Annotated in this window: 27 protein-coding genes and 1 other RNA gene; 21 read left to right on the forward strand and 7 right to left on the reverse strand. The window is 68.4% G+C overall.

Going from position 1 to position 25,400, the window contains the following annotated elements; translation table 11 throughout:
• The first annotated feature begins 37 nt into the window (after window positions 1–37).
• The 6 genes from K206_RS38295 (at window position 38) to K206_RS0114790 (ending at window position 6,041) form a co-directional block, all read left to right on the forward strand.
• The gene (locus K206_RS38295) at window positions 38–1,051 is read left to right on the forward strand and encodes a LysR family transcriptional regulator (RefSeq protein WP_020203175.1); all 1,014 of its coding nucleotides are present in this window, start codon (window positions 38–40) and stop codon (window positions 1,049–1,051) included.
• Window positions 1,052–1,178: 127 nt separating this feature from the next.
• The gene (locus K206_RS0114770; protein ID WP_020203176.1) at window positions 1,179–2,498 is read left to right on the forward strand and encodes a Glu/Leu/Phe/Val dehydrogenase; all 1,320 of its coding nucleotides are present in this window, start codon (window positions 1,179–1,181) and stop codon (window positions 2,496–2,498) included.
• A 425-nt stretch (window positions 2,499–2,923) separates the two neighbouring features.
• The gene (locus K206_RS0114775; RefSeq protein ID WP_029043645.1) at window positions 2,924–3,823 is read left to right on the forward strand and encodes a glutamate/aspartate ABC transporter substrate-binding protein; all 900 of its coding nucleotides are present in this window, start codon (window positions 2,924–2,926) and stop codon (window positions 3,821–3,823) included.
• Between the two features lie 63 nt (window positions 3,824–3,886).
• Entirely contained in the window at window positions 3,887–4,615 is a 729-nt protein-coding gene (locus K206_RS0114780; protein ID WP_020203178.1) for an amino acid ABC transporter permease, read from the forward strand.
• An 11-nt stretch (window positions 4,616–4,626) separates the two neighbouring features.
• Window positions 4,627–5,310, forward strand: a complete 684-nt coding sequence (gene gltK, locus K206_RS0114785) for a glutamate/aspartate ABC transporter permease GltK (RefSeq protein ID WP_020203179.1) — start codon at window positions 4,627–4,629, stop codon at window positions 5,308–5,310.
• Window positions 5,307–6,041, forward strand: a complete 735-nt coding sequence (locus tag K206_RS0114790; protein WP_020203180.1) for an amino acid ABC transporter ATP-binding protein — start codon at window positions 5,307–5,309, stop codon at window positions 6,039–6,041. Before gltK ends, K206_RS0114790 begins: the two co-directional genes overlap by 4 nt.
• Before the next feature lie 359 nt (window positions 6,042–6,400).
• Here the strand turns inward: K206_RS0114790 and K206_RS0114795 are convergent, their stop codons facing one another.
• Window positions 6,401–7,231 carry a class II glutamine amidotransferase gene (locus tag K206_RS0114795; protein WP_029043646.1) on the reverse strand — a complete coding sequence of 277 codons (831 nt, stop codon included), beginning with the start codon at window positions 7,229–7,231 and terminating at the stop codon, window positions 6,401–6,403.
• A gap of 190 nt (window positions 7,232–7,421) precedes the next feature.
• On the opposite strand from K206_RS0114795, the gene K206_RS0114800 reads away from it, so the two are divergent.
• From K206_RS0114800 to rnpB, 5 genes are all read left to right on the forward strand, one after another.
• Entirely contained in the window at window positions 7,422–8,510 is a 1,089-nt protein-coding gene (locus tag K206_RS0114800) for a tartrate dehydrogenase (RefSeq protein WP_020203182.1), read from the forward strand.
• Window positions 8,507–9,820, forward strand: a complete 1,314-nt coding sequence (locus K206_RS0114805) for a glycerate kinase (protein ID WP_020203183.1) — start codon at window positions 8,507–8,509, stop codon at window positions 9,818–9,820. The genes K206_RS0114800 and K206_RS0114805 overlap by 4 nt, the downstream gene beginning before the upstream one ends.
• 57 nt (window positions 9,821–9,877) lie before the next feature.
• A complete protein-coding gene (pyrC, locus tag K206_RS0114810; protein ID WP_020203184.1) occupies window positions 9,878–10,912 on the forward strand; it encodes a dihydroorotase in 1,035 nt (344 codons plus the stop codon).
• Between the two features lie 11 nt (window positions 10,913–10,923).
• The gene (locus tag K206_RS0114815) at window positions 10,924–11,754 is read left to right on the forward strand and encodes a DUF3025 domain-containing protein (RefSeq protein ID WP_020203185.1); all 831 of its coding nucleotides are present in this window, start codon (window positions 10,924–10,926) and stop codon (window positions 11,752–11,754) included.
• A 59-nt stretch (window positions 11,755–11,813) separates the two neighbouring features.
• An RNA gene (rnpB, locus tag K206_RS40870) (RNase P RNA component class A) lies at window positions 11,814–12,154 on the forward strand.
• A gap of 113 nt (window positions 12,155–12,267) precedes the next feature.
• On the opposite strand, the gene K206_RS0114820 is transcribed toward rnpB, so the two are convergent.
• Complete coding sequence (locus tag K206_RS0114820; protein WP_029043648.1) at window positions 12,268–12,690, reverse strand: OsmC family protein; 423 nt, start codon at window positions 12,688–12,690, stop codon at window positions 12,268–12,270.
• Window positions 12,691–13,451: 761 nt separating this feature from the next.
• On the opposite strand from K206_RS0114820, the gene rplM reads away from it, so the two are divergent.
• The 5 genes from rplM to erpA all read left to right on the forward strand — a co-directional run bounded on the left by rplM (window position 13,452) and on the right by erpA (window position 16,299).
• Entirely contained in the window at window positions 13,452–13,880 is a 429-nt protein-coding gene (gene rplM, locus K206_RS0114825; protein ID WP_011296658.1) for a 50S ribosomal protein L13, read from the forward strand.
• A gap of 11 nt (window positions 13,881–13,891) precedes the next feature.
• Window positions 13,892–14,284 (forward strand): 30S ribosomal protein S9, encoded by a 393-nt coding sequence (gene rpsI, locus K206_RS0114830; protein ID WP_017226024.1) that lies wholly within the window; start codon window positions 13,892–13,894, stop codon window positions 14,282–14,284.
• Window positions 14,285–14,518: 234 nt separating this feature from the next.
• Window positions 14,519–15,262, forward strand: a complete 744-nt coding sequence (locus tag K206_RS0114835; RefSeq protein WP_029043649.1) for a DUF6776 family protein — start codon at window positions 14,519–14,521, stop codon at window positions 15,260–15,262.
• Between the two features lie 42 nt (window positions 15,263–15,304).
• Window positions 15,305–15,820, forward strand: coding sequence for a polymer-forming cytoskeletal protein (locus K206_RS38300; RefSeq protein WP_020203188.1), 516 nt, complete (start codon window positions 15,305–15,307; stop codon window positions 15,818–15,820).
• Between the two features lie 110 nt (window positions 15,821–15,930).
• Complete coding sequence (gene erpA / locus K206_RS0114845) at window positions 15,931–16,299, forward strand: iron-sulfur cluster insertion protein ErpA (RefSeq protein WP_029043650.1); 369 nt, start codon at window positions 15,931–15,933, stop codon at window positions 16,297–16,299.
• Between the two features lie 106 nt (window positions 16,300–16,405).
• Here the strand turns inward: erpA and K206_RS0114850 are convergent, their stop codons facing one another.
• On the reverse strand, window positions 16,406–17,239 hold the full coding sequence (locus K206_RS0114850) for a phytanoyl-CoA dioxygenase family protein (protein WP_020203190.1): 834 nt from the start codon (window positions 17,237–17,239) through the stop codon (window positions 16,406–16,408).
• A gap of 101 nt (window positions 17,240–17,340) precedes the next feature.
• On the opposite strand from K206_RS0114850, the gene K206_RS0114855 reads away from it, so the two are divergent.
• Entirely contained in the window at window positions 17,341–18,255 is a 915-nt protein-coding gene (locus K206_RS0114855) for a LysR family transcriptional regulator (protein WP_029043652.1), read from the forward strand.
• Between the two features lie 39 nt (window positions 18,256–18,294).
• On the opposite strand, the gene K206_RS0114860 is transcribed toward K206_RS0114855, so the two are convergent.
• Together K206_RS0114860 and K206_RS0114865 are read right to left on the reverse strand one after the other, a co-directional pair.
• Window positions 18,295–19,455, reverse strand: coding sequence for an anhydro-N-acetylmuramic acid kinase (locus K206_RS0114860; protein WP_020203192.1), 1,161 nt, complete (start codon window positions 19,453–19,455; stop codon window positions 18,295–18,297).
• 6 nt (window positions 19,456–19,461) lie between these two features.
• Window positions 19,462–20,850, reverse strand: a complete 1,389-nt coding sequence (locus K206_RS0114865; RefSeq protein WP_020203193.1) for a M23 family metallopeptidase — start codon at window positions 20,848–20,850, stop codon at window positions 19,462–19,464.
• 225 nt (window positions 20,851–21,075) lie between these two features.
• On the opposite strand from K206_RS0114865, the gene tyrS reads away from it, so the two are divergent.
• The 4 genes from tyrS to K206_RS0114885 all read left to right on the forward strand — a co-directional run bounded on the left by tyrS (window position 21,076) and on the right by K206_RS0114885 (window position 24,328).
• Window positions 21,076–22,317: a tyrosine--tRNA ligase gene (gene tyrS / locus K206_RS0114870; protein ID WP_029043653.1), complete on the forward strand. Its 1,242-nt coding sequence runs from the start codon at window positions 21,076–21,078 to the stop codon at window positions 22,315–22,317.
• Window positions 22,318–22,336: 19 nt separating this feature from the next.
• Window positions 22,337–22,798, forward strand: coding sequence for a D-aminoacyl-tRNA deacylase (dtd, locus tag K206_RS0114875; protein ID WP_020203195.1), 462 nt, complete (start codon window positions 22,337–22,339; stop codon window positions 22,796–22,798).
• A 61-nt stretch (window positions 22,799–22,859) separates the two neighbouring features.
• Entirely contained in the window at window positions 22,860–23,516 is a 657-nt protein-coding gene (locus K206_RS0114880) for a YbhB/YbcL family Raf kinase inhibitor-like protein (RefSeq protein ID WP_020203196.1), read from the forward strand.
• Window positions 23,517–23,653: 137 nt separating this feature from the next.
• Window positions 23,654–24,328 carry a histidine phosphatase family protein gene (locus tag K206_RS0114885; RefSeq protein WP_020203197.1) on the forward strand — a complete coding sequence of 225 codons (675 nt, stop codon included), beginning with the start codon at window positions 23,654–23,656 and terminating at the stop codon, window positions 24,326–24,328.
• Window positions 24,329–24,350: 22 nt separating this feature from the next.
• Here K206_RS0114885 and K206_RS0114890 read toward each other — a convergent pair whose 3' ends face one another.
• Entirely contained in the window at window positions 24,351–25,076 is a 726-nt protein-coding gene (locus K206_RS0114890; RefSeq protein WP_020203198.1) for a queuosine precursor transporter, read from the reverse strand.
• Window positions 25,077–25,176: 100 nt separating this feature from the next.
• The coding region (locus K206_RS0114895) for a YSC84-related protein (RefSeq protein WP_020203199.1) at window positions 25,177–25,400 on the reverse strand (224 nt) is incomplete at its 5' end.

The raw sequence follows: 25,400 nt of genomic DNA on the forward strand, positions 1-25,400 counted from the left end.
GCGCCGGACGCGGGCAGCCGGTGGATAATGCCGCCTCATGGAAATCAAATGGCTTGAAGACTTCGTCAGCCTGGCCGAGACGCACAGCTTCTCGCGCTCGGCCGAGCAGCGCCACGTGACGCAGCCCGCGTTCTCGCGCCGGATCCAGTCGCTGGAGTCCTGGGTGGGCACGGAGCTGATCGACCGCTCCAGCTATCCAACCAGCCTGACGCCGGCCGGCAAGGTGTTCTACGAGCAGGCGCTGGCGATGCTGGCGCAGGTCAGCGAGACGCGCGCGCTGATGCGCGGCCAGCGCTCGGCCAACGGCCACGTGCTGGAATTCGCGGTGCCGCACACGCTGTCGCTGACCTTCTTCCCGGAATGGCTCAAGGCGGTGGAGCGCGAGATCGGCACGCTGCCGTGCCGGCTGCGCGCGCTCAACGTGCACGACGCGGTGCTGGCGCTGGTCGACGGCGGCTGCGACCTGGTGATGGTCTACCATCACGCGCGCCAGGCCATCCAGCTCGATCCGGCGCACTACGACATGCTGGTGCTGGGCATCGAGCGGCTGTCGCCGTACAGCGTGCCCGACGCCGCCGGCAAGCCGCTGTACCGGCTGCCCGGCACCGACAAGAAGCCGGTGCCGTTCCTCAGCTACACGCCGAACGCGTTCCTCGGGCGCATGGTGGACATGCTGCTGGGCGAGACCGCGGACAAGCTCAAGCTCGACAAATGCTACGAGACGGACATGGCCGAGGCGCTCAAGGTGATGGCGCTGGCCGGGCACGGCATGGCCTTCCTGCCCGAGAGCGCGGTGCGCGACGAGATCGCCCACCACCGGCTGGTGCGGGCGGAGCCGGCGCGCGGGCTGCCGCTGTCGATCGACATGGAGATCCGCCTGTACCGCGAGAAGCCGGGCGAGCAGGCTGGCGAGCGCCGCAGCGCGCAGCTGCGCAACAAGCGCCGGCTGGTGGACCGCGTCTGGAACGCGGTGGCCGCGCGCAGCCTGCCCGCGCCGGGCGCGTGGCAGGCCGGCGCGCCCGCCGGTGCCACGGGAGGCGCCCTCGCGTAGGCGCGCGGCGCCGCGGGCAACGTTATGCGCGGCTTGCATAACATGCGCGGCGGGATGACCAAACGGCATTGGCTTCGGCGGGGCCGCCTCCTCTAAGCTGGCGGCACCTTCACACCGAGACCCAACGATGTCTTCCGCCGTACCCTCATCCGTCCTCTCCAACGCCGCCGCTTCATCCCACACGCTGCCTTCCTACCTCAACCCCGAGGCCCTCGGCCCCTGGGGCACCTACCTGCAGCAGGTCGACCGCGTCACGCCCTACCTGGGCTCGCTGGCCCGCTGGGTCGAGACGCTCAAGCGCCCCAAGCGCGCGCTGATCGTGGACGTGCCCATCGAGATGGACAACGGCACCATCGCCCACTTCGAGGGCTACCGCGTGCAGCACAACCTGTCGCGCGGCCCGGGCAAGGGCGGCGTGCGCTTCCACCAGGACGTGACGCTGTCCGAGGTGATGGCGCTGTCGGCCTGGATGTCGGTCAAGAACGCGGCGGTCAACGTGCCCTACGGCGGCGCCAAGGGCGGCATCCGCGTCGATCCGCGCACCCTCTCGCACGGCGAGCTGGAGCGCATCACGCGCCGCTACACCAGCGAGATCAACATCATCATCGGGCCCAACAAGGACATCCCGGCGCCCGACGTCAACACCAACGCGCAGGTGATGGCGTGGATGATGGACACCTATTCGATGAACTCGGGCAGCACCGCCACCGGCGTGGTGACGGGCAAGCCGATCTCGCTGGGCGGCTCGCTGGGCCGCCACGAGGCCACCGGCCGCGGCGTGTTCGTGGTCGGCTCCGAGGCGGCGCGCAACCTGGGGCTGGAGATCCGCGGCGCCCGCGTGGCGGTGCAGGGCTTCGGCAACGTCGGCGCGGTCGCGGCCAAGCTGTTCCACGAGGCCGGCGCCCGCGTGGTGGCGGTGCAGGACCACCGCACCTCGCTGTACAATCCGGCCGGCCTGGACGTGCCCGCCATGATGGAATATGCGTCGCACAGCGGCACCATCGACGGCTTCCAGGGCGAGACCATCTCCAGCGGGCAGTTCTGGCAGGTCGACTGCGACATCCTGATCCCGGCCGCGCTGGAAGGCCAGATCACCGCGCAGAACGCGCCCCAAATCAAGGCACGGATGGTCATTGAAGGTGCGAACGGCCCGACCACGCCCGAAGCCGACGACATCCTGCGCGAGCGCAACATCCTGGTGGCACCGGATGTGATCGCCAACGCCGGCGGCGTCACGGTTTCGTACTTCGAATGGGTGCAGGATTTCTCCAGCTTCTTCTGGACCGAGGAGGAGATCAACCAGCGCCTGGTACGAATCATGCAAGAGGCTTTCCGTGCGATCTGGCAGATCGCTCAGGAAAACAAGGTTACCTTGCGCACGGCCGCGTTCATCGTGGCCTGCACGCGGATCCTGCAGGCGCGCGAAATGCGCGGCCTCTACCCCTGATGGTCGGGGCGGCTTGCTGCCGCGGCGTCGCCGGAGGGTGATGCTGCATTGCAGCAATCCAGTCGGGTGTCGGTAACGCGGCTGCCGGATGTTCCGGCAGCCGCGTTGTCGTATGGCGTCGCCAGCCGCGCTGACGGGAGCGGCGGCGGCCATGCGGCATGTGACCGTCCGATGACGGCCGCGCGGAAGCCGGTCCGCGGCGCTTTCCGGCGTTCCCCGGTGTTGCCGGGAGGAAACGGCCGGCCGGCAACGGGTCCGTATCCGGGCCGCAACAGGGTGCGATCTCCCCGCAAACCATGCCCATATTGGCTTTGCTAGGGGAAAAACCCGTTGTCTTGAGTGCATGCCTGCGCAATACTATTTCGTCGGCGGGTGGTTTTTTGTTAGAGTCCCGCCTTTCTTCTCTTCATGGTCAAGGAGATGTTATGAATGTTGCCAAGTTGGCTTCCCTGATGATTGCAGCCGGCGTGCTGTGCGGTACCGCGCAAGCCGCCGAGCAACTGACGGGCACGCTGCAGAAGATCAAAGACACCGGTGTGATTACGCTTGGCGTGCGCGAATCGTCGATTCCGTTCAACTACAACCTGGGCGGCGTGCGCCAGGTCGGCTATTCCTACGACATCAACGTCAAGATCGTGGAAGCCATCAAGGACCAACTGAAGCTGCCGAACCTGCAGGTCAAGGAAATCCCGATCACCTCGCAGAACCGCATCACGCTGCTGCAGAACGGCACCATCGACATCGAGTGCGGCTCGACCACCAACAACCTCGAACGTCAGAAGCAGGCATCGTTTACCACCAGCATCTTCATCATCGGCACCCGCATCATGGTGAAGAAGGACGGCGGCATCAAGGACTGGGCCGACCTCAAGGGCAAGAACGTCGTGACCACCGCCGGCACCACGTCCGAGCGCCTGCTGCGCAAGATGAACGATGACCAGAAGCTGGGCATGAACATCATCAGCACCAAGGACCACGGCCAGTCGTTCCTGACGCTGGAATCGGGCCGCGCGGTCGCGTTCATGATGGACGACGCGCTGCTGTACGGCGAGCGCGCCAAGGCCAAGAACCCGGCCGACTGGATCGTGGTGGCCAAGCCGCAATCGCGCGAGTCCTACGGCTGCATGATCCGCAAGGATGACGCACCGTTCAAGAAGCTGTCGGACACCGTCATCACCGGCATGATGAAGGACGGCTCGATCAACACGCTGTACACCAAGTGGTTCCAGCAGCCGGTGCCGCCCAAGGGCCTGAACCTGGACTTCCCGCTGTCCGAAGACATGAAGGCGTTGTTCAAGACGCCGAATGACAAGGCGCTCGACTGATCCTGGGATTCCGGTTGTGCGAAACGGAAGGCATGTCCTTCCGTTTCTTTTTGAGGACTCATCATGAATTACAGCTGGCATTGGGGTGTATTCCTCGAGCAGGCCGCCCAGAACGAGACCTACCTTGACTGGATGATTTCCGGGCTCAAGGTCACGCTGGCGCTCGGGCTCTCGTCATGGATCATCGCCCTGGTCATCGGCTCGGTGCTCGGCGTGCTGCGCACGGTGCCCAACAAGTGGCTGTCCGGCCTTGCCGCGACCTACGTCGAGATCTTCCGCAATATTCCGCTGCTGGTGCAGCTGTTCATCTGGTACTTCGTCATGCCCGAGCTGCTGCCCGGCGGCGAGATGTTCAAGCAGATGAACCCGTTCGCGCAGCAGTTCCTGGCAGCCATGTTCTGCCTGGGCACGTTCACCGCGGCCCGGGTCTGCGAGCAGGTGCGCTCGGGCATCAACTCGCTGCCGCGCGGCCAGCGCAACGCCGGCCTGGCGATGGGCTTCACGCTGGCGCAGACCTACCGCTTCGTGCTGCTGCCGATGTCGTTCCGCGTCATCGTGCCGCCGCTGACCTCCGAGTTCCTGAACATCTTCAAGAACTCCGCGGTGGCGTCCACGATCGGCCTGCTGGAACTGGCGGCGCAGGGCCGGCAACTGGTGGACTACACGGCGCGCCCGTACGAGTCCTTCATCGCCGTGACCATCATGTACGCGCTGATCAATCTCGTCGTGATGCTGCTCATGCGCTGGGTGGAACAGCGCACCCGCGTGCCCGGCTTCATCGGTGGCAAGTAAGAGGACCCGTCATGGCATATTCATTCGATTTCAGCTCGATCAACGCGACCACGCTGGAAGTGCTGGGCGAGGGCATGATGGTCTCGCTCAAGATCACCGTCACCGCGGTGGTGGTGGGCATCGTCTGGGGCACCATCCTGGCGATGATGCGCCTGTCCTCGGTCAAGCCGCTGAACTGGTTCGCGCAGGGCTACGTGACCATCTTCCGCTCCATCCCGCTGGTGATGGTGCTGCTGTGGTTCTTCCTGATCATCCCGCAGGTGCTGCAGAAGACGTTCAACCTGTCGCAGGCGTCGGACCTGCGCATGACCTCGGCGCTGATCGCGTTCGCGCTGTTCGAGGCGGCGTACTACTCCGAGATCATCCGCGCCGGCATCCAGAGCGTGTCGCGCGGGCAGATGTTCGCCGCGCAGGCGATGGGCATGACCTACGGCCAGTCCATGCGGCTGGTGATCCTGCCGCAGGCGTTCCGCAACATGGTGCCGCTGCTGCTGACCCAGGGCATCATCCTGTTCCAGGATACGTCGCTGGTCTACGTCAGCGCGCTGGCCGACTTCTTCGGCCAGGCCTACGGCATCGGCGAGCGTGACGGCCGCATCGTGGAGATGCTGCTGTTCGCCGGGCTGGTGTACTTCATAATCTGTTTTTCCGCATCTCTGCTGGTCAAGCGTTACCAGAAAAAGGTGGCCGTATGATTGAAATCAACAACGTCTCCAAGTGGTATGGCGCCTTCCAGGTGCTGACCGATTGCACCACCAAGGTCGCCAAGGGCGAGGTGGTGGTGGTGTGCGGTCCGTCGGGCTCCGGCAAGTCGACCCTGATCAAGACCGTCAACGCGCTGGAACCGTTCCAGAAGGGCGACATCCTGGTCGACGGCACCTCGGTCGGCTCGCCCAAGACCAACCTGCCCAAGCTGCGCTCGCGCGTGGGCATGGTGTTCCAGAACTTCGAGCTGTTCCCGCACCTGTCGATCACCGAGAACCTGACCATCGCCCAGGTGAAGGTGCTCGGCCGCTCGAAGGAGGAAGCCACCGCCAAGGGCCTGAAGTACCTCGAGCGGGTCGGCCTGAAGAGCCAGGCGGCCAAGTTCCCGGGCCAGTTGTCGGGCGGCCAGCAGCAGCGCGTGGCGATCGCCCGCGCGCTGTCGATGGACCCGATCTGCATGCTGTTCGACGAGCCCACTTCGGCGCTGGACCCGGAAATGGTCAACGAAGTGCTGGACGTGATGGTGCAGCTCGCGCAGGAAGGCATGACCATGATGTGCGTGACCCACGAAATGGGCTTCGCGCGCAAGGTCGCCAACCGCGTGATCTTCATGGACGCGGGCAAGATCGTCGAGGACTGCCCCAAGGAAGAGTTCTTCGGCAACATCGACGCGCGCTCGGACCGCGCCAAGCAGTTCCTGTCGAAGATCCTGCATCATTGAGATTGGATGGCCGCCCGAGGCGGCAAGCCATGAAAAGGGACGCCGAGGCGTCCCTTTTCTTATCCGCCGGCAAAAACGGTCGGTTGCCGCATGTTGTCTCCCCCCGGACGATTGACGAAGCCCGCGAACGGGCCCACACCGCCAGAGCTGGCCCAAGCAAGGTGTCCTCCCTCTCCCCTCACGGGGAGAGGGCCGGGGAGAGGGGCGGTTTGACCAGGAGCCAGATCAAGCGGGGCCAACGGTGTTGTCCGGCATGATGGCCGCGGACGAAGCCGCCGGTTTTTTTTTCAGCACGCCAGCCCCCGCCCTCTCCCCCAACCCCTTTCCCACTGCGCGGGAGAGGGGAGCAAACCGGCACCTCAGGTGCAGGCGCTGTTCGCCGCGTTCCTGGCCTGCACCTCGGGCGGGATCGGCACCGACAGCGTCATCACCGAGCGGCCTTCCTCGAACATCATCAGCTCGCCCGGCGCGAACGCGGTCCAGGTCTCGTTGTCGGTCAGCGGCGCGGTGGCGATCACCGCCACGCGGTCGTCGGGCGTGGTGACCTGGGCGAAGTCGATCGACAGGTCGGCGTCGATCAGGTGCGCCGTGGAAAACGGCCACTGGCGCACGATGTAGTACAGGCGCGTGGAGCAGTGCGCGAACAGCGCCTGCCCGTTGGACAGCAGGTAGTTGAACACGCCGTGCAGCGTGATCTCGCGCGTGATGTCGGCCAGCGCGTGGCACAGCTCGTTGAGCGGCGGCTGCGAGCCGGGGAAGCGCTTGCGCAGGCCCTGCATCAGCGTGCAGAAGGCCAGTTCGCTGTCGGTGTCGCCCACCGGCTGGTAGACGCCGGACAGGAACGGCGAGAAGTTCTTCAGGTCGCCGTTGTGGGCGAAGATCCAGTGCCGGCCCCACAGCTCGCGCATGAACGGGTGGCAGTTCTCCAGCCGCACGGTGCCCTGGGTCGCCTTGCGGATATGCGAGATGACGTTCTTGGACTTGATCGGGTAGCGCTTGATCAGGTCGGCCACCGGCGAGGTGCCGGCGGACTGGTTGTCGATGAACAGGCGGCAGGCCTTGTCCTCGAAGAACGCCACGCCGAAGCCGTCGGCATGGTGGTCCGTGACGCCGCCGCGGGCGGCGAAGCCGGTAAAGGAGAACGTCACGTCGGTCGGCGTGGCGCAGTTCATGCCGAGCAGCTGGCACATGGCGGGGCACCGGACCGGCAGCAGGCTGCCGGATTGCAATAGAATGTTCCATTATCCGGCCAGCCCGGGTTTTCTGCCAAGCGCGTCGCGCCTCGCGGTTTTCCCGCGCGCCGTCGGCATGCCGCCCGGCCGCCGCCGGATCTTCCCGACAACCATTCGTCCTGTACACCTTCAGCGGGCTTTTCGAGACATGAGCAAATACAAGATCGCAGTCATCCCTGGCGACGGCATCGGCACCGAAGTGATGCCCGAGGGGCTGCGCGTGATGGACGCCGCCGCGCGGCGTTTCGGCATCGACCTGCAGTTCGACCAGTTCGACTTTTCCAGCTGCGACTACTACGCCCGCCACGGCAAGATGCTGCCGGACGACTGGTTCGACACCCTGGTCAAGTACGACGCGATCTATTTCGGCGCGGTGGGCTGGCCCGATTCCGTGCCCGACCACGTCTCGCTGTGGGGCTCGCTGCTGCAGTTCCGCCGCTCGTTCGACCAGTACGTCAACCTGCGCCCGGTGCGGCTCATGCCCGGCATCCGCAGCCCGCTGGTGGACCGCGACGGCAACCCGCGCAAGCCCGGCGACATCGATTTCTACGTGGTGCGCGAGAACACCGAGGGCGAGTATTCCAGCATCGGCGGACGCATGTTCCCCGGCACCGACCGCGAAGTGGTGATCCAGGAAACGGTGATGACGCGCACCGGCGTGGACCGCATCCTCAAGTTCGCCTTCGAGCTGGCGAACAAGCGCCCGGGCAAGCATCTGACCTCGGCCACCAAGTCCAACGGCATCTCCATCACCATGCCGTACTGGGACGAGCGCGTGGAGGCGATGGCGGCCGGCTATCCCGGCGTCAAGGTCGACAAGTACCACATCGACATCCTGACCGCGCACTTCGTCCAGCATCCCGACTGGTTCGACGTGGTGGTGGCCAGCAACCTGTTCGGCGACATCCTTTCCGACCTGGGCCCGGCCTGCACCGGCACCATCGGCATCGCGCCGTCGGGCAACATCAACCCGGACCGCACCTTCCCCAGCCTGTTCGAGCCGGTGCACGGCTCGGCGCCCGACATCGCCGGGCGCGGCGTGGCCAACCCGATCGGCCAGATCTGGTGCGGCGCGATGATGCTGGAGCACCTGGGCCACGCGGAAGCCGGCGCGGCCGTGCTCGGCGCCATCGAGCAGGTGCTGGCGGCCGGCCCGGAACACGCGCCGCTGACCCGCGACATCGGCGGCAAGGCCGGCACCGCGGACCTGGGCCAGGCCATCGCGGAGGCGCTGTGAGCGCGGCCGACGCGCGGGCCCTGCTGCTCGACACCTTTCAGGCAGCGGTAGCGGCGGCCGATCCGCTGCGCATCGTGGCGGACCACCTGCCGCCGCCGCAGCCGGGCGGCCGCACGCTGGTGGTGGGCGCGGGCAAGGCCGCCGCCTCGATGGCGCTGGCGGTGGAGCAGGCCTATGCGCGCCTGGACCCGGGCCACGTCATCGAAGGGCTGGTGGTCACGCGCTATGCCCACGGCCTGCCGACCGCGCACGTGCGCGTGATCGAGGCCGGCCATCCGGTGCCCGACGAAGCCGGCGAGCGCGCCGCGGCCGAGATCCTGGCCCGCGTGGCCGCGCTCGGCCCCGACGACCGGCTGATCGTGCTGGTCTCGGGCGGCGGCTCGAGCCTGCTGTCGCTGCCGGCCGAAGGCATCGCGATGGCCGACCTGAAGGCCACCACGCAGGAACTGCTGCGCTGCGGCGCGCCGATCACCGAGATGAACATCGTGCGCAAGCACCTGTCGCGCATCCAGGGCGGGCGGCTCGCCCAGGCCAGCCGCGCGCCGGTGACGACGCTGATCGTCTCCGACGTGGCCGGCGACGACCCGAGCGCGATTGCCTCCGGCCCCACGGTGCCGGACCCGAGCACCTACGGCGACGCGCTGGACATCCTGCGCCGCCACGGCGCCACGGTGCCGCCGGCGGTGCGCGCCTACCTCGAGCGCGGCGCGCGCGGCGAAGTGGCGGAAACGCCCAAGCCGGGCGACGCGCTGTTCGCCCGCGTCGACAACCGCGTGATCGCCACGGCGCACGGCAGCCTGACGGCGGCGGCCGAGGTCTTCCGCGCTCGCGGCATCCAGCCGGTGGTGCTGGGCGACACCGTGACCGGCGAGGCGCAGGAAGTGGCGCGCGTGTACGCCGCGCTGGTGCGCGAGATACGCGCGTACAATGCGCCGTTCGCCGCGCCGGTGGCGCTGATCTCGGGCGGCGAATGCACCGTGACGCTGCCCGCGGGCGGCGGCGCGGCCGGCACGAAGCCGCGCGGCGGGCGCTGCGCCGAGTTCCTGCTGTCGCTGGCGCTGGAGCTCGACGGCGCCGCCGGCGTGTACGCCATCGCGGCCGACACCGACGGCATCGACGGCTCCGAGGACAACGCCGGCGCCCTGCTGGACCCGTCCACGGCGGCGCGCGCGCAGGCCGCCGGCGCCCCGGCGCGCGCGCGGCTGGACGCGCACGACGCCTGGGGCTTCTTCGACGCCGCCGGCGACCTCGTGATCACCGGCCCCACGCGCACCAACGTGAACGACTACCGCGCCATCCTGATCCTGTAATCCCCCGCGAAAGCGCTGGCCGCCACCGGCGGCCGGCCACCCGAGCCACACCAAGCCATGACCCAGACCCTCACCATCACCCGCCCGGACGACTGGCACCTGCACCTGCGCGACGGCGCGGCGCTGGCCGCCGTGCTGCCCGACACCGCCTGCCAGTTCGCCCGCGCCATCATCATGCCGAACCTGAAGCCGCCCGTGACCACGGTGGCGCAGGCGGCGGCCTACCGCGAGCGCATCCTGGCCGCGCTGCCGGCCGGCATGGCGTTCGAGCCGCTGATGACGCTGTACCTGACCGACAACACCCCGGCCGCGGAAATCGTCGCGGCCAAGGCCAGCGGCTTCGTGCACGGGGTCAAGCTGTACCCGGCCGGCGCCACCACCAACAGCGACGCCGGCGTGAGCGACCTGCGCCGCTGCGCGAGCGCGCTGGAGGCGATGGAGCGCGCCGGCCTGCCGCTGCTGGTGCACGGCGAAGTGACCGATGCCGACATCGACATCTTCGACCGCGAAGCCGTCTTCATCGACCGCGTGATGACGCCGCTGCGCCGCGACTTCCCCGGCCTCAAGGTGGTCTTCGAGCACATCACCACCAAGGACGCCGCCGAATACGTGCGCGACGCCGAAGGCCCGGTCGGCGCCACCATCACCGCGCATCACCTGCTGTACAACCGCAACGCGCTCTTCACCGGCGGCATCCGCCCGCACTACTACTGCCTGCCGGTGCTCAAGCGCGAGATCCACCGCGCCGCGCTGGTGGCCGCCGCCGTGTCCGGCAGCCCGCGCTTCTTCCTCGGCACCGACAGCGCGCCGCACGCGCGCGGCCTCAAGGAACATGCCTGCGGCTGCGCCGGCTGCTACACCGCGCTGCACGCGATGGAGCTCTACGCCGAGGCCTTCGAGGCCGCCGGCGCGCTGGACAAGCTCGAAGCGTTCGCCAGCTTCAACGGCCCGGCCTTCTACGGCCTGCCGCGCAACGGCGGCACGCTGACGCTGACGCGCGAGGCGTGGCAACTGCCGGCCGAACTGCCGTACGGCGACACCACGCTGGTGCCGCTGCGCGGCGGCGAGACGCTGCGCTGGAAAGCCAGCTGAGCCTCGCGGCCGTGACGCAGCAGCGGGGCGGCACGCCGCCCGTGGCCGGCGCCGTGGCGGAGATCGACTGGACGCGGCCTTGGTACAAACCGTTCGCACGGGTCGGCGCGGCGCTGGCCGGCGCGCTGCAAGCCGGCGCCGACCTGCGCGCCGCGCTCTGCGAGCTCAGCGCGCGGCAAGGCCTGCGCAACGCGCGCGGCTTGCCGCTGCGCTTCGTGCCGCAGGCCGAGCTTCCTGCCGGCACCGCCTACGAGGCCCATATCTTCGCCACCGGCGCGGTGCCCACGCGCGACAACCTGCACGACGTCTTCAACGCGCTGGTCTGGCTGCATTTCCCCCAGGCCAAGCGCGCGCTGAACCGGCTCCAGGCCGAGGCGATCGCCGCCGCCGGCGTGCAGCCGCGCCGCGGCGCCCTGCGCGACGCCGCCACCTTGTTCGACGAGAACGCCATCCTGTTCCTGAGCACGGACGGCAGGCTGGAAAGCGCGTTGCGCGGTTTCGGCTGGCACACGCTGTTCGTGGCGCGGCGCGCCGACTGGGAGGCAGCCGGCTGCGCCGTGGTGCCGTTCGGCCACGCGCTGCTGGAAAAGCTGGCGCGGCCCTACAAGGCCCTGACCGCGCACGCGTGGCCGCTGGCCTTGCCGCCCGCGGCGGGCGGCGAGCTGCCCGGCACGCTCGATGCGGCCGTGGCCGCCTCGCTCGAACGCCGCGCGCTGTCGAGCCGCGATTTCGCGCCGCTGCCCGTGCTGGGCATCCCGGGCTGGTGCGATGCCAACCGCGATCCGGACTTCTACGCGGATGCGGCCGTGTTCCGTCCGGGCCGGCGCGCCGCGGCGGCCTAGCGCCCGGGCCGCGCGCGTCAGGCCGGGCCGGGGCCAAACGGTGTTAGACTGCGGGCCGCAAAGCAGGACAGACAATCGCTGCTTGCATCGCAAGGTGCAAGGGGAGGAAAGTCCGGACTCCACAGGGCAGGGTGTTGGCTAACAGCCATCCACGGCAACGTGCGGAATAGGGCCACAGAGACGAGTCTTGCCGCCGGGTTCGCCCGGCGGCAAGGGTGAAACGCGGTAACCTCCACCTGGAGCAATCCCAAATAGGCAGGCATCGAGGCGGCCCGCTGAGCCTGCGGGTAGGGAGCTGGAGCCGGCCGGTAACGGCCGGCCTAGAGGAATGATTGTCACGCGCCGCCGGCCGCAAGGCGGGTGGCGCGCACAGAATCCGGCTTATCGGCCTGCTTTGCTTCCCGATTCTTCCGTCCCGGCCGGCGCGCATTGCGCGTCGCATGCCGCCCGGGACAACGGAAGGTGCGGCCGCCATGCCGGTCCGCGCCCATCCTCGCGCTTACCGCTTACCGCTTACCCTTCCACGATCTCCACCGTGTGCGTGATCTCGGCCGTCTTGGCCAGCATGATCGACGCCGAGCAGTACTTGTCGTGCGACAGCTGGATGGCGCGCTCGACCGTGCTGGCATTGAGGTTGCGGCCCGTCACGGTGAAATGGAAATTGATGCGCGTGAACACCTTCGGGTCTTCGCCGGCGCGCTCGGCTTCCAGCTTCACGCTGCAGCCGCGCACGTCCTGCCGGCCGCGCTTCAGGATCAGCACGACGTCATAGGCGGTGCAGCCGCCGGTGCCCAGCAACACCATTTCCATCGGCCGCGGCGCCAGGTCGTGGCCGCCGCCCTCGCGCGCACCGTCCATCGCGACCACGTGGCCGCTGCCGGTCTCGGCCACGAAGGTCATGCCGTCGCCGCCCATCCAAGTTACTTTGCATTCCATTTTGTTCGATCCTGCGCTTTGGTGAGTGCGTATCCGATCACGAACACGCGATTTCGAAACTTGATTTTTTAGTATATGCCACTTGCCAATGTGTGGTCAGGACGCATCAGATCCAGCTCAAGACTGAGGGTTTCCTCTAAGATGACGGTTTGATGACAGGCGAAATCAGTCGTAAGTATTTGATTTTGTTGATTAATGCACTATGTTTTTGCTATGTCGCAATTTTTTACAATGCAAAACGCCATTCCGCACTGCAAATTTTCTTGCGCCGGAAGGGCGCTCATGTATAATTTCAATCATTGAACGACGGCATGCAGGACTCGCCAGAGTGCGAAAGCGAACTTCCCGGTTCGCCGGCCGCACCGCCAGCCAGGCCCCGTCGCTCTCCAGGTGTCTCCTCCACCCTCCTCCTTTGGTGGATTCAAACCCAAGCTCATGGCTTGGGTTTTTTTTCGCCTTCCCGCACCCGTCCACCTCCCGCCGGCATCCGGCCGCGCCCATCGAAGTGCCGCCGCCGTCGCCCGGCACATGCCGTCTTGACGCGGAACCCAGACTTTGCTTGTGTCTGCGCCAAAAACGACAGTATAATCGAGGGCTTTTCCGTCATGCCCGCGGAAAAGGAATTCAGGGAGAGCCTGCACATACAAGCAGGAGAAGGCCAGGTCCCGAGGACCGGCCGACGGCGCCAGCACCGATCAGCGATCACAAGCAAGGCGGTGCGCGTCACGTTACGGGCAGTTCTACAAGTCTCAGGAAAAATCATGAAGACCTTTTCCGCCAAGCCTGCAGAGGTAAAGCGCGACTGGTACGTGATTGACGCGACGGACAAAGTCCTCGGCCGTGTTGCCAGCGAAGTGGCACGCCGACTGCGCGGCAAGCACAAGCCGGAATTTACTCCGCACGTCGACACGGGTGATTACATCATCATCGTCAACGCAGCCAAGCTGCGTGTCACGGGTACCAAGGAAACGGACAAGAAGTACTACCGCCATTCGGGCTACCCGGGCGGTATCTACGAAACGACGTTCGGCAAGATGCAGCAGCGTTTCCCGGGCCGTGCCCTGGAAAAGGCTGTGAAGGGCATGCTGCCCAAGGGCCCGCTGGGCTATGCGATGATCAAGAAGCTGAAGGTGTACGCCGAAGCCGAGCATCCGCATGAAGCGCAGCAGCCTAAGGCGCTGGAAATCTAAGGGGGCCATCCATGATCGGAAACTGGAATTACGGTACCGGCCGCCGCAAAAGCGCTGTGGCTCGTGTCTTCATCAAGTCGGGCAAGGGCGACATCATCGTCAACGGCAAGCCCATCAATGAGTATTTCGCTCGCGAAACCTCGCTGATGATCGTGCGCCAGCCGCTCGAACTGACCGCCAACGCACAGACCTTCGACATCAAGGTCAACGTGACCGGCGGCGGCGAAACCGGCCAGGCCGGCGCGGTTCGCCACGGCATCACCCGCGCGCTGATCGACTACGACGCGACCCTGAAGCCCACGCTGTCCAAGGCTGGCTTCGTCACGCGCGATGCGCGCGAAGTGGAACGCAAGAAGGTCGGTTTCCACAAGGCACGTCGCCGCAAGCAGTTCTCGAAGCGCTGATCGTGTCCGGCAGGTCCGGTTCACCGGATCTGGCCGAGCCAGAAAGACCGCACGGTTCGCCGTGCGGTTTTTTTTTTTCCCGCCGGCCGGCCGCGTTGCCCGCGCCGACCCCGGGGCGAGGCAGGTGTCACGCGCGCTTTATAATGCCAATGCCTCTTCCCGGATACAATTCCGGCACTTCCCGCCCGGAGAACCTCAGATGACCCAACCGCCAGCGCGGCCCCGGCGCAGCGCATGAAATACCGCCTGCTGCGTCCGCGTCGCGCGCCGATGTCGCGGCCGCTGGCCGTGCGCTCGCACCGGCCGTGGCCGGTGCGCGTGCTGGGCGGGGCGCTGGTGGCCGCGCTGGTGGCGGCGGTGGCGGGAGGGGCGTATTACGCCGGCCGGCGCGCGGTTGGCGCGGCGGGGCCGGACATGGCGGCGCAGAACAGGGCGCTGCGCGGGCAGGTGGCGGCGGTTTCGGCCGAGCGCGACCGCCTGCAGGCCGCGGCCAATACCGCCGACGCGCAGTTGCAGATGGCGCGCGGCGCGCAGCGCGGGCTGGCGCAGCAGCTCAAGACGGCGGAGGGCGAGGTTGCCCAGCTCCAGGAAGACCTGGCGTTCTTCGAGAGCCTGCTGCCCGCCAGTGGCAATACCTCGGGCATCCACGTGCGCAGCTTCCGGGTCAGCGTTGATGAAGCTGACACACAAAAGATGCACTATCGGTTACTTGTCATGCAGGGCGGCTCGAAGGCGTTCTCGTCCCTGCCCGAGTTTCGCGGTGAGTTACAGTTGGTGGCTTCGCTGGTGCGGGACGGCCAGCCCGTCACCTTGAACCTGGGCGAGGACCAGGCCGGCGCGCTGCCGGACCTGCGCCTCACGCACTACCAGCGCATCGAGGGGACGTTCGCGCTGCCCGCCGGCGCCGCGGTGCAGGCGGTGACGGTACGAATTTTGCAGAACGGTCAGTTACGCGCGACCCAGACGGCCCTGCCGTAAGGCCGCCGCGGCCGGCAACTCCAGAGAGGGGCAAAAGGACCTATGTTTTTTTCCAAGAAGAAGGGCCTGGCGATCGATACGCTGATCGGCCAGCACACCGTGATCCAGGGCGACCTCACGTTCTCGGGCGGCCTGCGCCTGGACGGCCGCGTGCGCGGCAACGTGACGGCGCTGGCCGAGCAGTCGAGCATGCTGGTCATCAGCGAGAAAGGCGTGGTCGAGGGCGAGGTCCGCGTCGGCCACCTGATCCTCAACGGCACCGTGACCGGCCCCGTCCACGCGGCCGAGCTGCTGGAACTGCAGCCGCACGCGCGCGTGTACGGCGAGGTGCACTACGCGGCGCTGGAAATGCACCAGGGCGCGCTGGTCGAAGGACGGCTGGTGCCGCTCGGCGCCGGCGAGCCCAAGGCGCTGCCCAACCTGTCGCTGGCCAGCGGCGCGGCGGACGCTTCGGATGCCGCGGATGCCGCGGATGCCGCGGATGCCGCGGATGCCGCGGATGTTGCGGATGTTGCGGATGGTGCGGATGCGGCCGGGGATGCGCAGAAAACCGCCTGATGACGCACGCGCGGCGGGCCGGCGGCGGCAGAAGCCCTTGAAGTTGCGGGGTTTCGGCACGATCTTCCCGATGCGCTTAGAATACAGGCGTATCTAAACAGGAGAACCCCATGAACGCAGTCGCAGAGGCACCCGTTACCGAGGACATGCCGGCTCCGTTTGTCTTTACCGACAGCGCTGCCGACAAGGTCAAGCAGTTGATCGAGGAAGAGGGCAATGCCGACCTGAAACTGCGCGTCTTCGTGCAGGGCGGCGGCTGTTCCGGCTTCCAGTACGGCTTCACCTTCGATGAAGACGTCAACGAGGACGACACCACCCTCAACAAGAACGGCGTCACGCTGCTGATCGACTCGATGAGCTACCAGTACCTGGTGGGCGCCGAGATCGACTACAAGGAAGACATCAACGGCGCGCAGTTCGTGATCAAGAATCCCAACGCCACCACCACCTGCGGCTGCGGTTCTTCGTTCTCGGTCTGACGAACGCCCGACCGGCCAGCAGTAAAAAAGCGCACTTCGGTGCGCTTTTTGTTTTCATGCACCCGGCATGGGCCGCCGTCCCGCACCAGCACGAGGCGCGGCCGATCTACGAAGGCCGGCGCCACACCACCGGGAACCAGTCCTCGCGCATGCGCTCGCCGCTGGCCAGCCCGATGCCCGGGAACGGCGGCGAGGTCCGGCCCGGCCGCGCGAGGTAGCGCACGTCGTCGCCGAGGAAGCGCGCCGAGAACGCGCGGCGCCGGCCGCTGCCGGTATTGCCGGCGGCGCCGTGCACGGTGCGGAAGTCGAACACCACCGCGTCGCCGGGCTCCAGCTCCGGCACCAGGATCGCGTGGCTGCCGTCTTCCACGTCGGGCATTTCCATGAACAAGTCGTCGCCGGCGTAGAAATTCTCGTTGCTGGCCCAGCGCTTGGGCCGCACCAGCCGCGGCCAGCGGTGCGAGCCGAGCACCACGCGCAAGGTGTTGGCGCGGGTGACGGGGTCGAGCGGAATCCAGTAGCTCGCGGTCTGCAGTCCTTCCACGCAGTAATAGGGCAGGTCCTGGTGCCAGGGCGTGGGCTTGGCCGTGCCCGGCTCCTTGACCAGGATGTGCTCGTGGAAGACCTGCACGGCGTCGGCCCCCATCAGCCGCCCGGCGATCTCCGCCGCCGGCGAGCGGCGGATGAAGTCGGCGAACGGCGCGATGCGCTGCCAGTTGCAGTAGTCCTCGAAGAAGCGCCCGCGCTCGCCGCTGCCGACGTTCTCGATCGCGAACGGACCGGGCTGCGCGAGATTCTGCTCGAAGCCATCGCGCAGCGCGGCCACCCAGCCGGCGAAGGCGCCGCGCAGCACCAGCGCGCCGTCGCGCTGGTAGGTTTCGATGTCGACCGGCGAGAGGGCGGCCGGGAGGGCGGCCGAGGGGGCTGGCGAGAGGGTCACGATGGTCCTTTCCGGCTGGCGTGGGGCGGGGATGGAACGAGTATCGCGGCTGCCTGGAGATAGGAAAAGCATATATTTCCTATGCTGTAGTATTGGAAATCATGATTGGTTTCTCCTTCCGCCAGCTCGAATACTTCGTGGCCGCCGCCGAGCACGGCAGCATCAGCGCCGCCGCGCGGGCGCGCCATGTGTCGCAGCCGTCGGTGTCGCTGGCGATCGCGCAGCTCGAGGAAACGCTCGGCGAGACGCTATTCCGCCGCCAGGTCAGCCGCGGGCTGGAACTGACGCCGGCCGGCCAGCAACTGCTCGGCCGCGCGCGCGACATCCTGGCGCTGGCCGCGGGCCTGGGCGCCGGCGGCGCGCACGGGGCCGCCGGGCGCGGCCTGCGCGGGCAGCTTTCGCTGACGTGCTTCCAGGATCTCGGTGCCTACTATGCGCCGCGCCTGCTGGCCGGCTTTCGCCGCCGGCATCCGGAGGTCTCGGTGACGCTGTTCGAGGCGGACCTGGCGACGGTGCACCGCGCGCTGGCCGCCGGCAAGGCAGAGCTGGCGCTGACCTACGATCTCGGCTTCGACCAGCGCATCGCGCGCTGGGTGGTGGCGCGGCTGGCGCCCTATGCGCTATTGCCGGCCGGCCACGCGCGCGCCGGGCAGGCGGACGTCAGCCTGGCCGAGCTGGCCTCGGAGCGGCTGATCCTGGAGGACATCGCGCAGACGCGCGAGTATTTCCTGTCGCTGTTCTGGGCCCACGGCCTGCGCCCGCAGCTGCATCAGTACACGCAGACCTTCGAGATGCAGCGCGGGCTGGTGGCGCATGGCTACGGCGTGGCGCTGTCGTGCACGCGCCCGGCCGGGGACCACAGCTACGACGGCGAGCCGATCGCCTGCCTGCCGCTGCGCGACGCGGTGGCGCCGCAGCGCGTGGTGCTGGCGCGCTCGCCGGCCATGCGGCCGTCGCCGGTGGCCGAGGCCTTCATCCAGTGGACATGCGAGGCCGGCCACGCGCAGCCGGCGTGAGGCCGTAGCGGCAAGAAGCGCCTTCTAGGAAGCGCCTTCTTAGCGCGGGTAGAGCGCGCCCAGCACGCGCGGGCCGGCCGCGCCGGTGACGGTCGGCACATTGCCCGGCGCGCGCAGCAGCATCTGGCGCGCTAGCCATGCGAAGGCGATGCCTTCGACCTGCGAGACCGGCACGCCGAAATCGTCCGAGCTTTGCACGGCCACGCCCGGCAGCGCGCGCGCCAGCAGCGCCATGACGAAGCCGTTGCGCGCGCCGCCGCCGCACACGATCAGCCGCGCGGCGCCGGGCGCGTGCGCGCGCACGTCGCGCGCGATGGTCTCGGCCGTGAGCGCGGCCAGCGTGGCCTGCACATCGGCCGGCGCGAGCGCGGCGCCGTGGGCGGCGAGACGGCTTTCCAGCCAGGCCGGGTGGAACAGGTCGCGGCCAGTGCTCTTGGGCGGGGCCACGCTGAAATAGGGCTCGGCCAGCAGGCGCGCCAGCAGCGCGTGGTCGATGCTGCCGCTGGCGCCCCAGGCGCCGCCGGCGTCGAAGGCCTGGCCGTGGTGGCGCTCGATCCAGTAGTCGAGCAGCACGTTGCCGGGGCCGCAGTCGAAGCCGCTGACGGGAGCCTGGCCGCCCTGGCCGCCGGCGGCGGCGGGCAGCACGCTGATGTTCGAGATGCCGCCGATGTTGCAGGCCACGCGCGTCTCGCCGGCGGCGCCGAACAGCGCCTGGTGCAGCGCCGGCACCAGCGGCGCGCCCTGGCCGCCGGCGGCCACGTCGCGGCTGCGGAAATCCGCCACCACGTCGATGCCGCACAGCTCGGCCAGCAGCGCGGGCTGCTGGCTCTGGCGCGTGTAGCCGGTGCCGTCGTAGAGGCCGGGCCGGTGGCGGATGGTCTGCCCGTGCGCGCCCACGGCCGCGATCGCCGCCGCCGCCAGCCCCGAGTCGCGCAGCAGCGACGCCACGCAGCCGGCGTAGACGCGCGCCAGTCCGTTGGCGGCCAGCGCCTCGCGGTGGATCTCGTCGGCGCCGGGCTGCTGGAGCGCGGCGAAGGCCTCGCGCAGCTCGGCCGGGAAGGGCTGGTGCGCCGCCGCCAGCACCGCCGGCCGCGCGCCGGAGAAATCGACCAGCACGCCGTCGGCGCCGTCCATGCTGGTGCCGGACATGATGCCGATGAAGCGGTCGGAGGCGGACGGCGTGGACGCGGAGGTCGGCATGCTGGCTCAGTTGTTGATGGAGGCCACGTTGTAGGTGCGCAGCGCGTTGATGCGGCTGAGCAGCTCGCTGGAGTAGGCGAGGAACTGCTGGCGCGCCGGCCCGGTCAGCGCCGGCGTGTCCAGCGCGGCGATGGCCAGCGGGTTGAGCGGCACGTCGTTGACGCGGAACTCGTAGTGCAGGTGCGGCCCGGTGGCCCAGCCGGTCTGGCCGACGTAGCCGATGACCTGCCCCTGCGACACATGCTGGCCGCGCTGCATGCCGGCAAAGCCGGACAGGTGCGCGTAGTAGGTGGCGTAGCCGCTGTGGTGCCGGAGGATGACGATGTTGCCGTAGCCGTTCTGCTGGCCGACGAATTCCACCTCGCCGTCGCCGGTGGCCATCACCTTGGTGCCGGTCGGCGCGGCGAAGTCCACGCCCTTGTGCTGCGCCCAGTTGTGATGCAGCGGATGGTTGCGCCCGCCGAAGCCGGACGACACCCGCGAGAACTCCACCGGCGAGCGCAGGAACGGCCGCTTCATGCTGCGCCCGTCGAAGGTGTAGTAGGCGCCCTGGGCGCCCTGCGCGCCGCCGTCGGGCGCGTACCACAGCGCCTGGTGCAGCTGATTGTGATTGATCAGCTCGACCGCCACCACGCGGCCGTTGCGCACGAAGGCGGCGTCGCGGTAGCCCGCCTCGTAGACGATGCGGAAGCGGTCGCCGGCGGTGATGTCGTGGTGGAAGTCGATGACGCCGGAGAAGATCGAGATCATCTGCGCGACCACGTCGTCGGGCACGTCGGCGTCGTCCATGGCCTTGAAGAAGCCGCCCGCGGCGATGGCGCCGGACAGCATCTCGTAGTGCACGTCGTTCTTCACCGACTGCACGCGCGCCTTGTAGGCCGGCGTGGCGGCGTCGCCGGCGCGCTCGATCACCAGCTCGCGCGAGGACTGCGCGTCGCCGCCGAGGTTGGCCTGCAGCGACACCAGCAGGTTGTCCTGGTCGACCTCGGCCTGCACGTTCTGGCCCGGCTCGAGCGCGAACAGGCCGCGCGCGGTGGCGTTGCCGCGGATGAAGGCCTGCGCGTCGGGATCGTCGATGCCGAGCCGCTTGAGCAGCGTGGCGATGGTGTCGCCGCGCAGCATGCGCGCCTCGCGCACGAAGGTGGCGTCGGTTTCGGTAAGTTGCTCGAGCTGGTCGCGCAGGTCGGGCAGCCGGATGGCTTCCCGGATGCGCGGCGCAAGGGGGTCGTCGTAGGCGTTGCGCGGCGCCACGCCCATGGCGGCCGCCATGCCAAGCGTAAACACCGTGCCGACCGCCGCCGTGAGCTGCTTGCGCCGGCGCGCGTGCAGGGCGTTGGTCGGATCGACGAGAACCACCAGCTCACGCGCGAAAACTTCGCGGAGTCTGGACCACATCACGTAAAATTCACTCTTTGGTTCGGGCTGCGCTGCCGCGACGATCTGCTTCGTCTGCCTTCCTCCCCCGAGGTGCGGCGCGTGCCATATTGGTTTGCCGCCGTAGAATGGCGGTTGGCCAACGGGAGCGTCCCGCCGGCACAAGAAGCGCGGATTATACCAAATGCGGCCGCTGGCTGTTTTTCGTACGCGTCTGAATTCTCATGTTTTTCAAAGACTTACGTCATGACTGAAGTTTCCTCCGGCGCCGCCACCTCCTACCCCCTCACGCCTACCGTGATGCACGCCCTGGAGGTGTCCAAGCGCGGCTGCGACGAACTGCTGGTCGAGTCCGAGTGGCTGGCCAAGCTCGCGCGCAGCGAGGCGACCGGCGTGCCGCTGCGCATCAAGCTGGGCCTGGACCCGACCGCGCCCGACATCCACATCGGCCACACCGTGGTGCTCAACAAGCTGCGCCAGCTGCAGGACCTCGGCCACCAGGTCATCTTCCTGATCGGCGACTTCACCTCCACCATCGGCGATCCGTCCGGGCGCAACGCCACGCGCCCCCCGCTCACGCGCGAGCAGATCGAGGCCAACGCCCAGACCTACTACCGCCAGGCCAGCCTGGTGCTCGACCCGGACCGCACCGAGATCCGCTACAACAGCGAATGGTGCGACCCGCTCGGCGCGCGCGGCATGATCGAGCTGGCGGCCAAGTACACCGTGGCGCGCATGATGGAGCGCGACGACTTCACCAAGCGGTTCCGTTCTGGGATTCCGATTTCGGTCCATGAGTTCCTCTACCCGCTGATGCAGGGCTACGATTCGGTCGCGCTCAAGGCCGACCTCGAGCTCGGCGGCACCGACCAGAAGTTCAACCTGCTGGTCGGACGCGAGCTGCAGAAGGAGTACGGCCAGGAGCAGCAGTGCATCCTGACCATGCCGCTGCTGGTCGGCCTGGACGGCGTGGAGAAGATGTCCAAGTCCAAGGGCAACTACGTCGGCGTGACCGAGGCCCCGAACGACATGTTCGGCAAGCTGATGAGCATCTCCGACGACCTGATGTGGCAGTACTTCGAGCTGCTGTCGTTCCGCCCGCTGAGCGAGATCGACCTGATGAAGCAGGAGATCGCGCTGGGCCGCAACCCGCGCGACTGCAAGGTGCTGCTCGGCCAGGAGATCGTCGCGCGCTTCCACAGCGCGGCCGACGCCGAGCGCGCGCTGGAAGACTTCAACCACCGCGCGCGCGGCGGCGTGCCCGACGACATCCCGGCGGTCAGCCTGTCCGGCGCGCCGCTGGGCATCGCGCAGCTGCTCAAGCAGGCCAACCTGGTGCCGTCCACCTCCGAGGCCAACCGCAACATCGAGCAGGGCGGCGTCAAGATCGACGGCACCGTGGTCAGCGACAAGGCCCTCAAGGTCGAGGCCGGCAGCTACGTCGTGCAGGTCGGCAAGCGCCGCTTCGCGCGCGTGACGCTGGCGTGAGCGCGCGCTGGAGCCGTCCATGATCGCGCTGATCCAGCGGGTCTCGCAGGCCCGCGTCACGGTCGAAGGCCGCACCACCGGCGAGATCGGCGCCGGCCTGCTGGCGCTGGTGTGCGCCGAGCGCGGCGACACCGAAGCCCAGGCCGAGCGCCTGCTGGCCAAGCTGCTGTCCTACCGCGTGTTCTCCGACGCCAACGGCAAGATGAACCTGCCGGTGCAGGACATCGACGGCCGCGGCACGCGCGGCGGCCTGCTGGTGGTGTCGCAGTTCACGCTGGCGGCCGACACCAACAGCGGCACCCGCCCGAGCTTCACCCCGGCCGCCGCGCCGGCCGACGGCGAGCGTCTCTACAACCATTTCGTGCAGCGCGCCCGCGCCGCGCACGGCGAGGTCCAGACCGGCGAATTCGGCGCCATGATGCAGGTCAGCCTGGTCAACGACGGCCCGGTGACCTTCTGGCTGCGCGTGCCGCCGGCCTGAGTCCGCCGACCCTCACATTGGCCGCGCCGCGCGCGGCGCCCAAACCAGCAAGGAGAGATACATGAAGATCTGGAGCAAGGCATTCGGCGACAACGGTCCCATCCCGGTCGATTTCGCTTTCGGCGCGATGGATCCCGCCACCCGCGTGGCGCTGTCGGGCAACCGCAATCCCGACCTGCACTGGGACGAGGCGCCGGCCGCCACGCGCTCGTTCGTGCTGATCTGCCACGACCCGGACGTGCCGAGCCGCGGCGACGACGTCAACCAGGAAGGCCGCGAAGTGCCGGCCTCGCTGCCGCGCGTGGACTTCTTCCACTGGGTGCTGGTCGACATCCCGCCGGGCCTGCGCTCGATCTCCGCCGGCAGCCACAGCGACGGCGTGATCGCGCGCGGCAAGCCCGGCCCCGAGGCCACCGGCGGCACCGCGGCGGCGGGCGGCCTGCGCCACGGCCTCAACGACTACACCGGCTGGTTCGCCGGCGACCCCGACATGAAGGGCGACTACTACGGCTACGACGGCCCCTGCCCGCCGTGGAACGACACCCTGCTGCACCACTACGTGTTCACCGTCTACGCGCTCGACGTCGACCGCCTGCCGCTCGACGGCACCTTCACCGGCGCGCAGGTGCGCGAGGCGATCCGCGGCCACGTGCTGGCGCAGGCGGCGATCACCGGCACCTACACGCTGAACCCGAAGCTGTCCGGCCCGGCGCAATAGGCTGCGACAGGCCACAACGGGCCACGACAGGCCGCGCGAGGCCGTGCGCGGCCGTGCGCGGCCGCGGACCCCGCCGGCCATGCCGGCAGGGTCCGCGAAGGGTCGCAGGCAAACGCAAGGAAGAGAAAGGAAACGGCATGTCGCAATTGCCCGGGCCGCATTCGCTGGCCTTCACCCACCTGATCCTGATCCGCCACGGCGAGACCGCGTGGAACCGCGAGCGGCGCCTGCAGGGGCAGCTCGACATCCCGCTCAACGCCACCGGCGTGGCGCAGGCCGACGCGCTGGCGCAGGCGCTGTCCGGCGAGCCGATCGACGCGGTCTATGCCAGCGACCTGTCGCGCGCGATGCAGACCGCGGCGCCGCTGGCCGAGGCGCTCGGCACCACGGTGCGGCCCGACGCGCGGCTGCGCGAGCGCTGCTACGGCGCGCTCGAAGGCCGCACCTACGCGGAGGTGGCGGAGAATTCGCCCGAGGATTTCGCCCGCTGGCAGGCGCGCGTGCCGGACTACGCGCCGCAGGGCGGCGAATCGCTGCTGGCCTTCCACGAGCGCGCGGTGGAGGCCGCGCTGGCGCTGGCGCGCCGCCATCCGGGCGAGCGCATCGCGCTGGTCGCGCATGGCGGCGTGCTCGACTGCCTCTACCGGGAAGCCAACGACATGACGCTCGAAGCGCCGCGCCAGCACGAGCTACTCAACGCCAGCATCAACCGGCTGCGCTGCGACAGTCAGCGCCTGACCGTGATGCAGTGGGCCGACGTGGCCCACCTGCAGGACCTGGCGCTCGACGAGGTGGACCGCCGCGTGCCCTAGCCGCGCGGCATGGCGGGCCGCGCTACACGCGCAGCCGGAACGGCGTGAAGTCGGTGTTGCGGTCGTACCAGTCCTCGCGCTCGGCGCGCTTGAGGAAACCCACCACCTTGTAGGTGACCGGCGTCATCACCACCTCCCAGCCGGTCTTCAGGATGTACTGGGCGATCGCCACCTGGATCACCTTCTCCAACGGCCAGATGCCGTAGAACGCGATCACGTAGAACAGCGACGAGTCGACCAGCTCGCCGGCCAGCGTGGAGCCGATGGTGCGCGTCCACAGCCAGCGCCCCTCGGTCCACAGCTTCATCTTGGCCAGCACGTAGCTGTTGGCGAAGCTGCCGCAGCAGAACGCGATCAGCGAGCCGAGCGCGATGCGCCAGGTGTTGCCGAACACGTCCTGCAGGCTTTTCTGGTAGTCGCTCATGAACGGCGCGACCGGCATCTTCAGCACCACCAGGCTCATGAACGTGGCGAAGGCCAGCGCGGCGAAGCCGGCCCACACCACGCGGCGGTCGCGCCCGTAGCCGTAGACCTCGGTCAGCACGTCGCCGAAGATGTAGGAGATGGGGAAGAACAGCACGCCGGCGCCGAAGGTCACCGGGCCGATCAGCGGCAGCGTGACCTGGGCCGCCTTGGCCGCGCCGATCAGGTTGGAGCACAGCAGGACCGTGACGAACGCCACCATCACGAGATCGTAGTAGCGGTAGACGCGCCCGGTATGGCCGGGCGTGGCGTTCGATGTGGTCATGGCGGTTCCAGGGGCGGCGGTGTGGCGATTATGCCAGCCATGCCGCCGCCGTGTTCGCGCCGCGTCCGCCTCGCCCGCGCGCCGCGAGGCGCGCGCCGGACTACAGGTCCAGCTTGCCGATCTTGGAGCCGTCCAGCGAGATGTCGAACATCAGCCCGGCGTTGGTCTGCACGAAGCCGATCACCGGCTGCTGCGCGGTGTTGGTGTCGATCGAGCCGTTGGCGCCGATCTTGGCCAGCGCCACGCTGGCATCCGCGCCCACGGTCCAGCCGCTGCTGTTGAGGAACTTGCTGTAGGCGTCGGGCGTCATGAACATGATGATGA

Origin of the sequence: Cupriavidus sp. WS, from assembly GCF_000395345.1 — a bacterium.
Lineage (GTDB): Bacteria > Pseudomonadota > Gammaproteobacteria > Burkholderiales > Burkholderiaceae > Cupriavidus > Cupriavidus basilensis_B.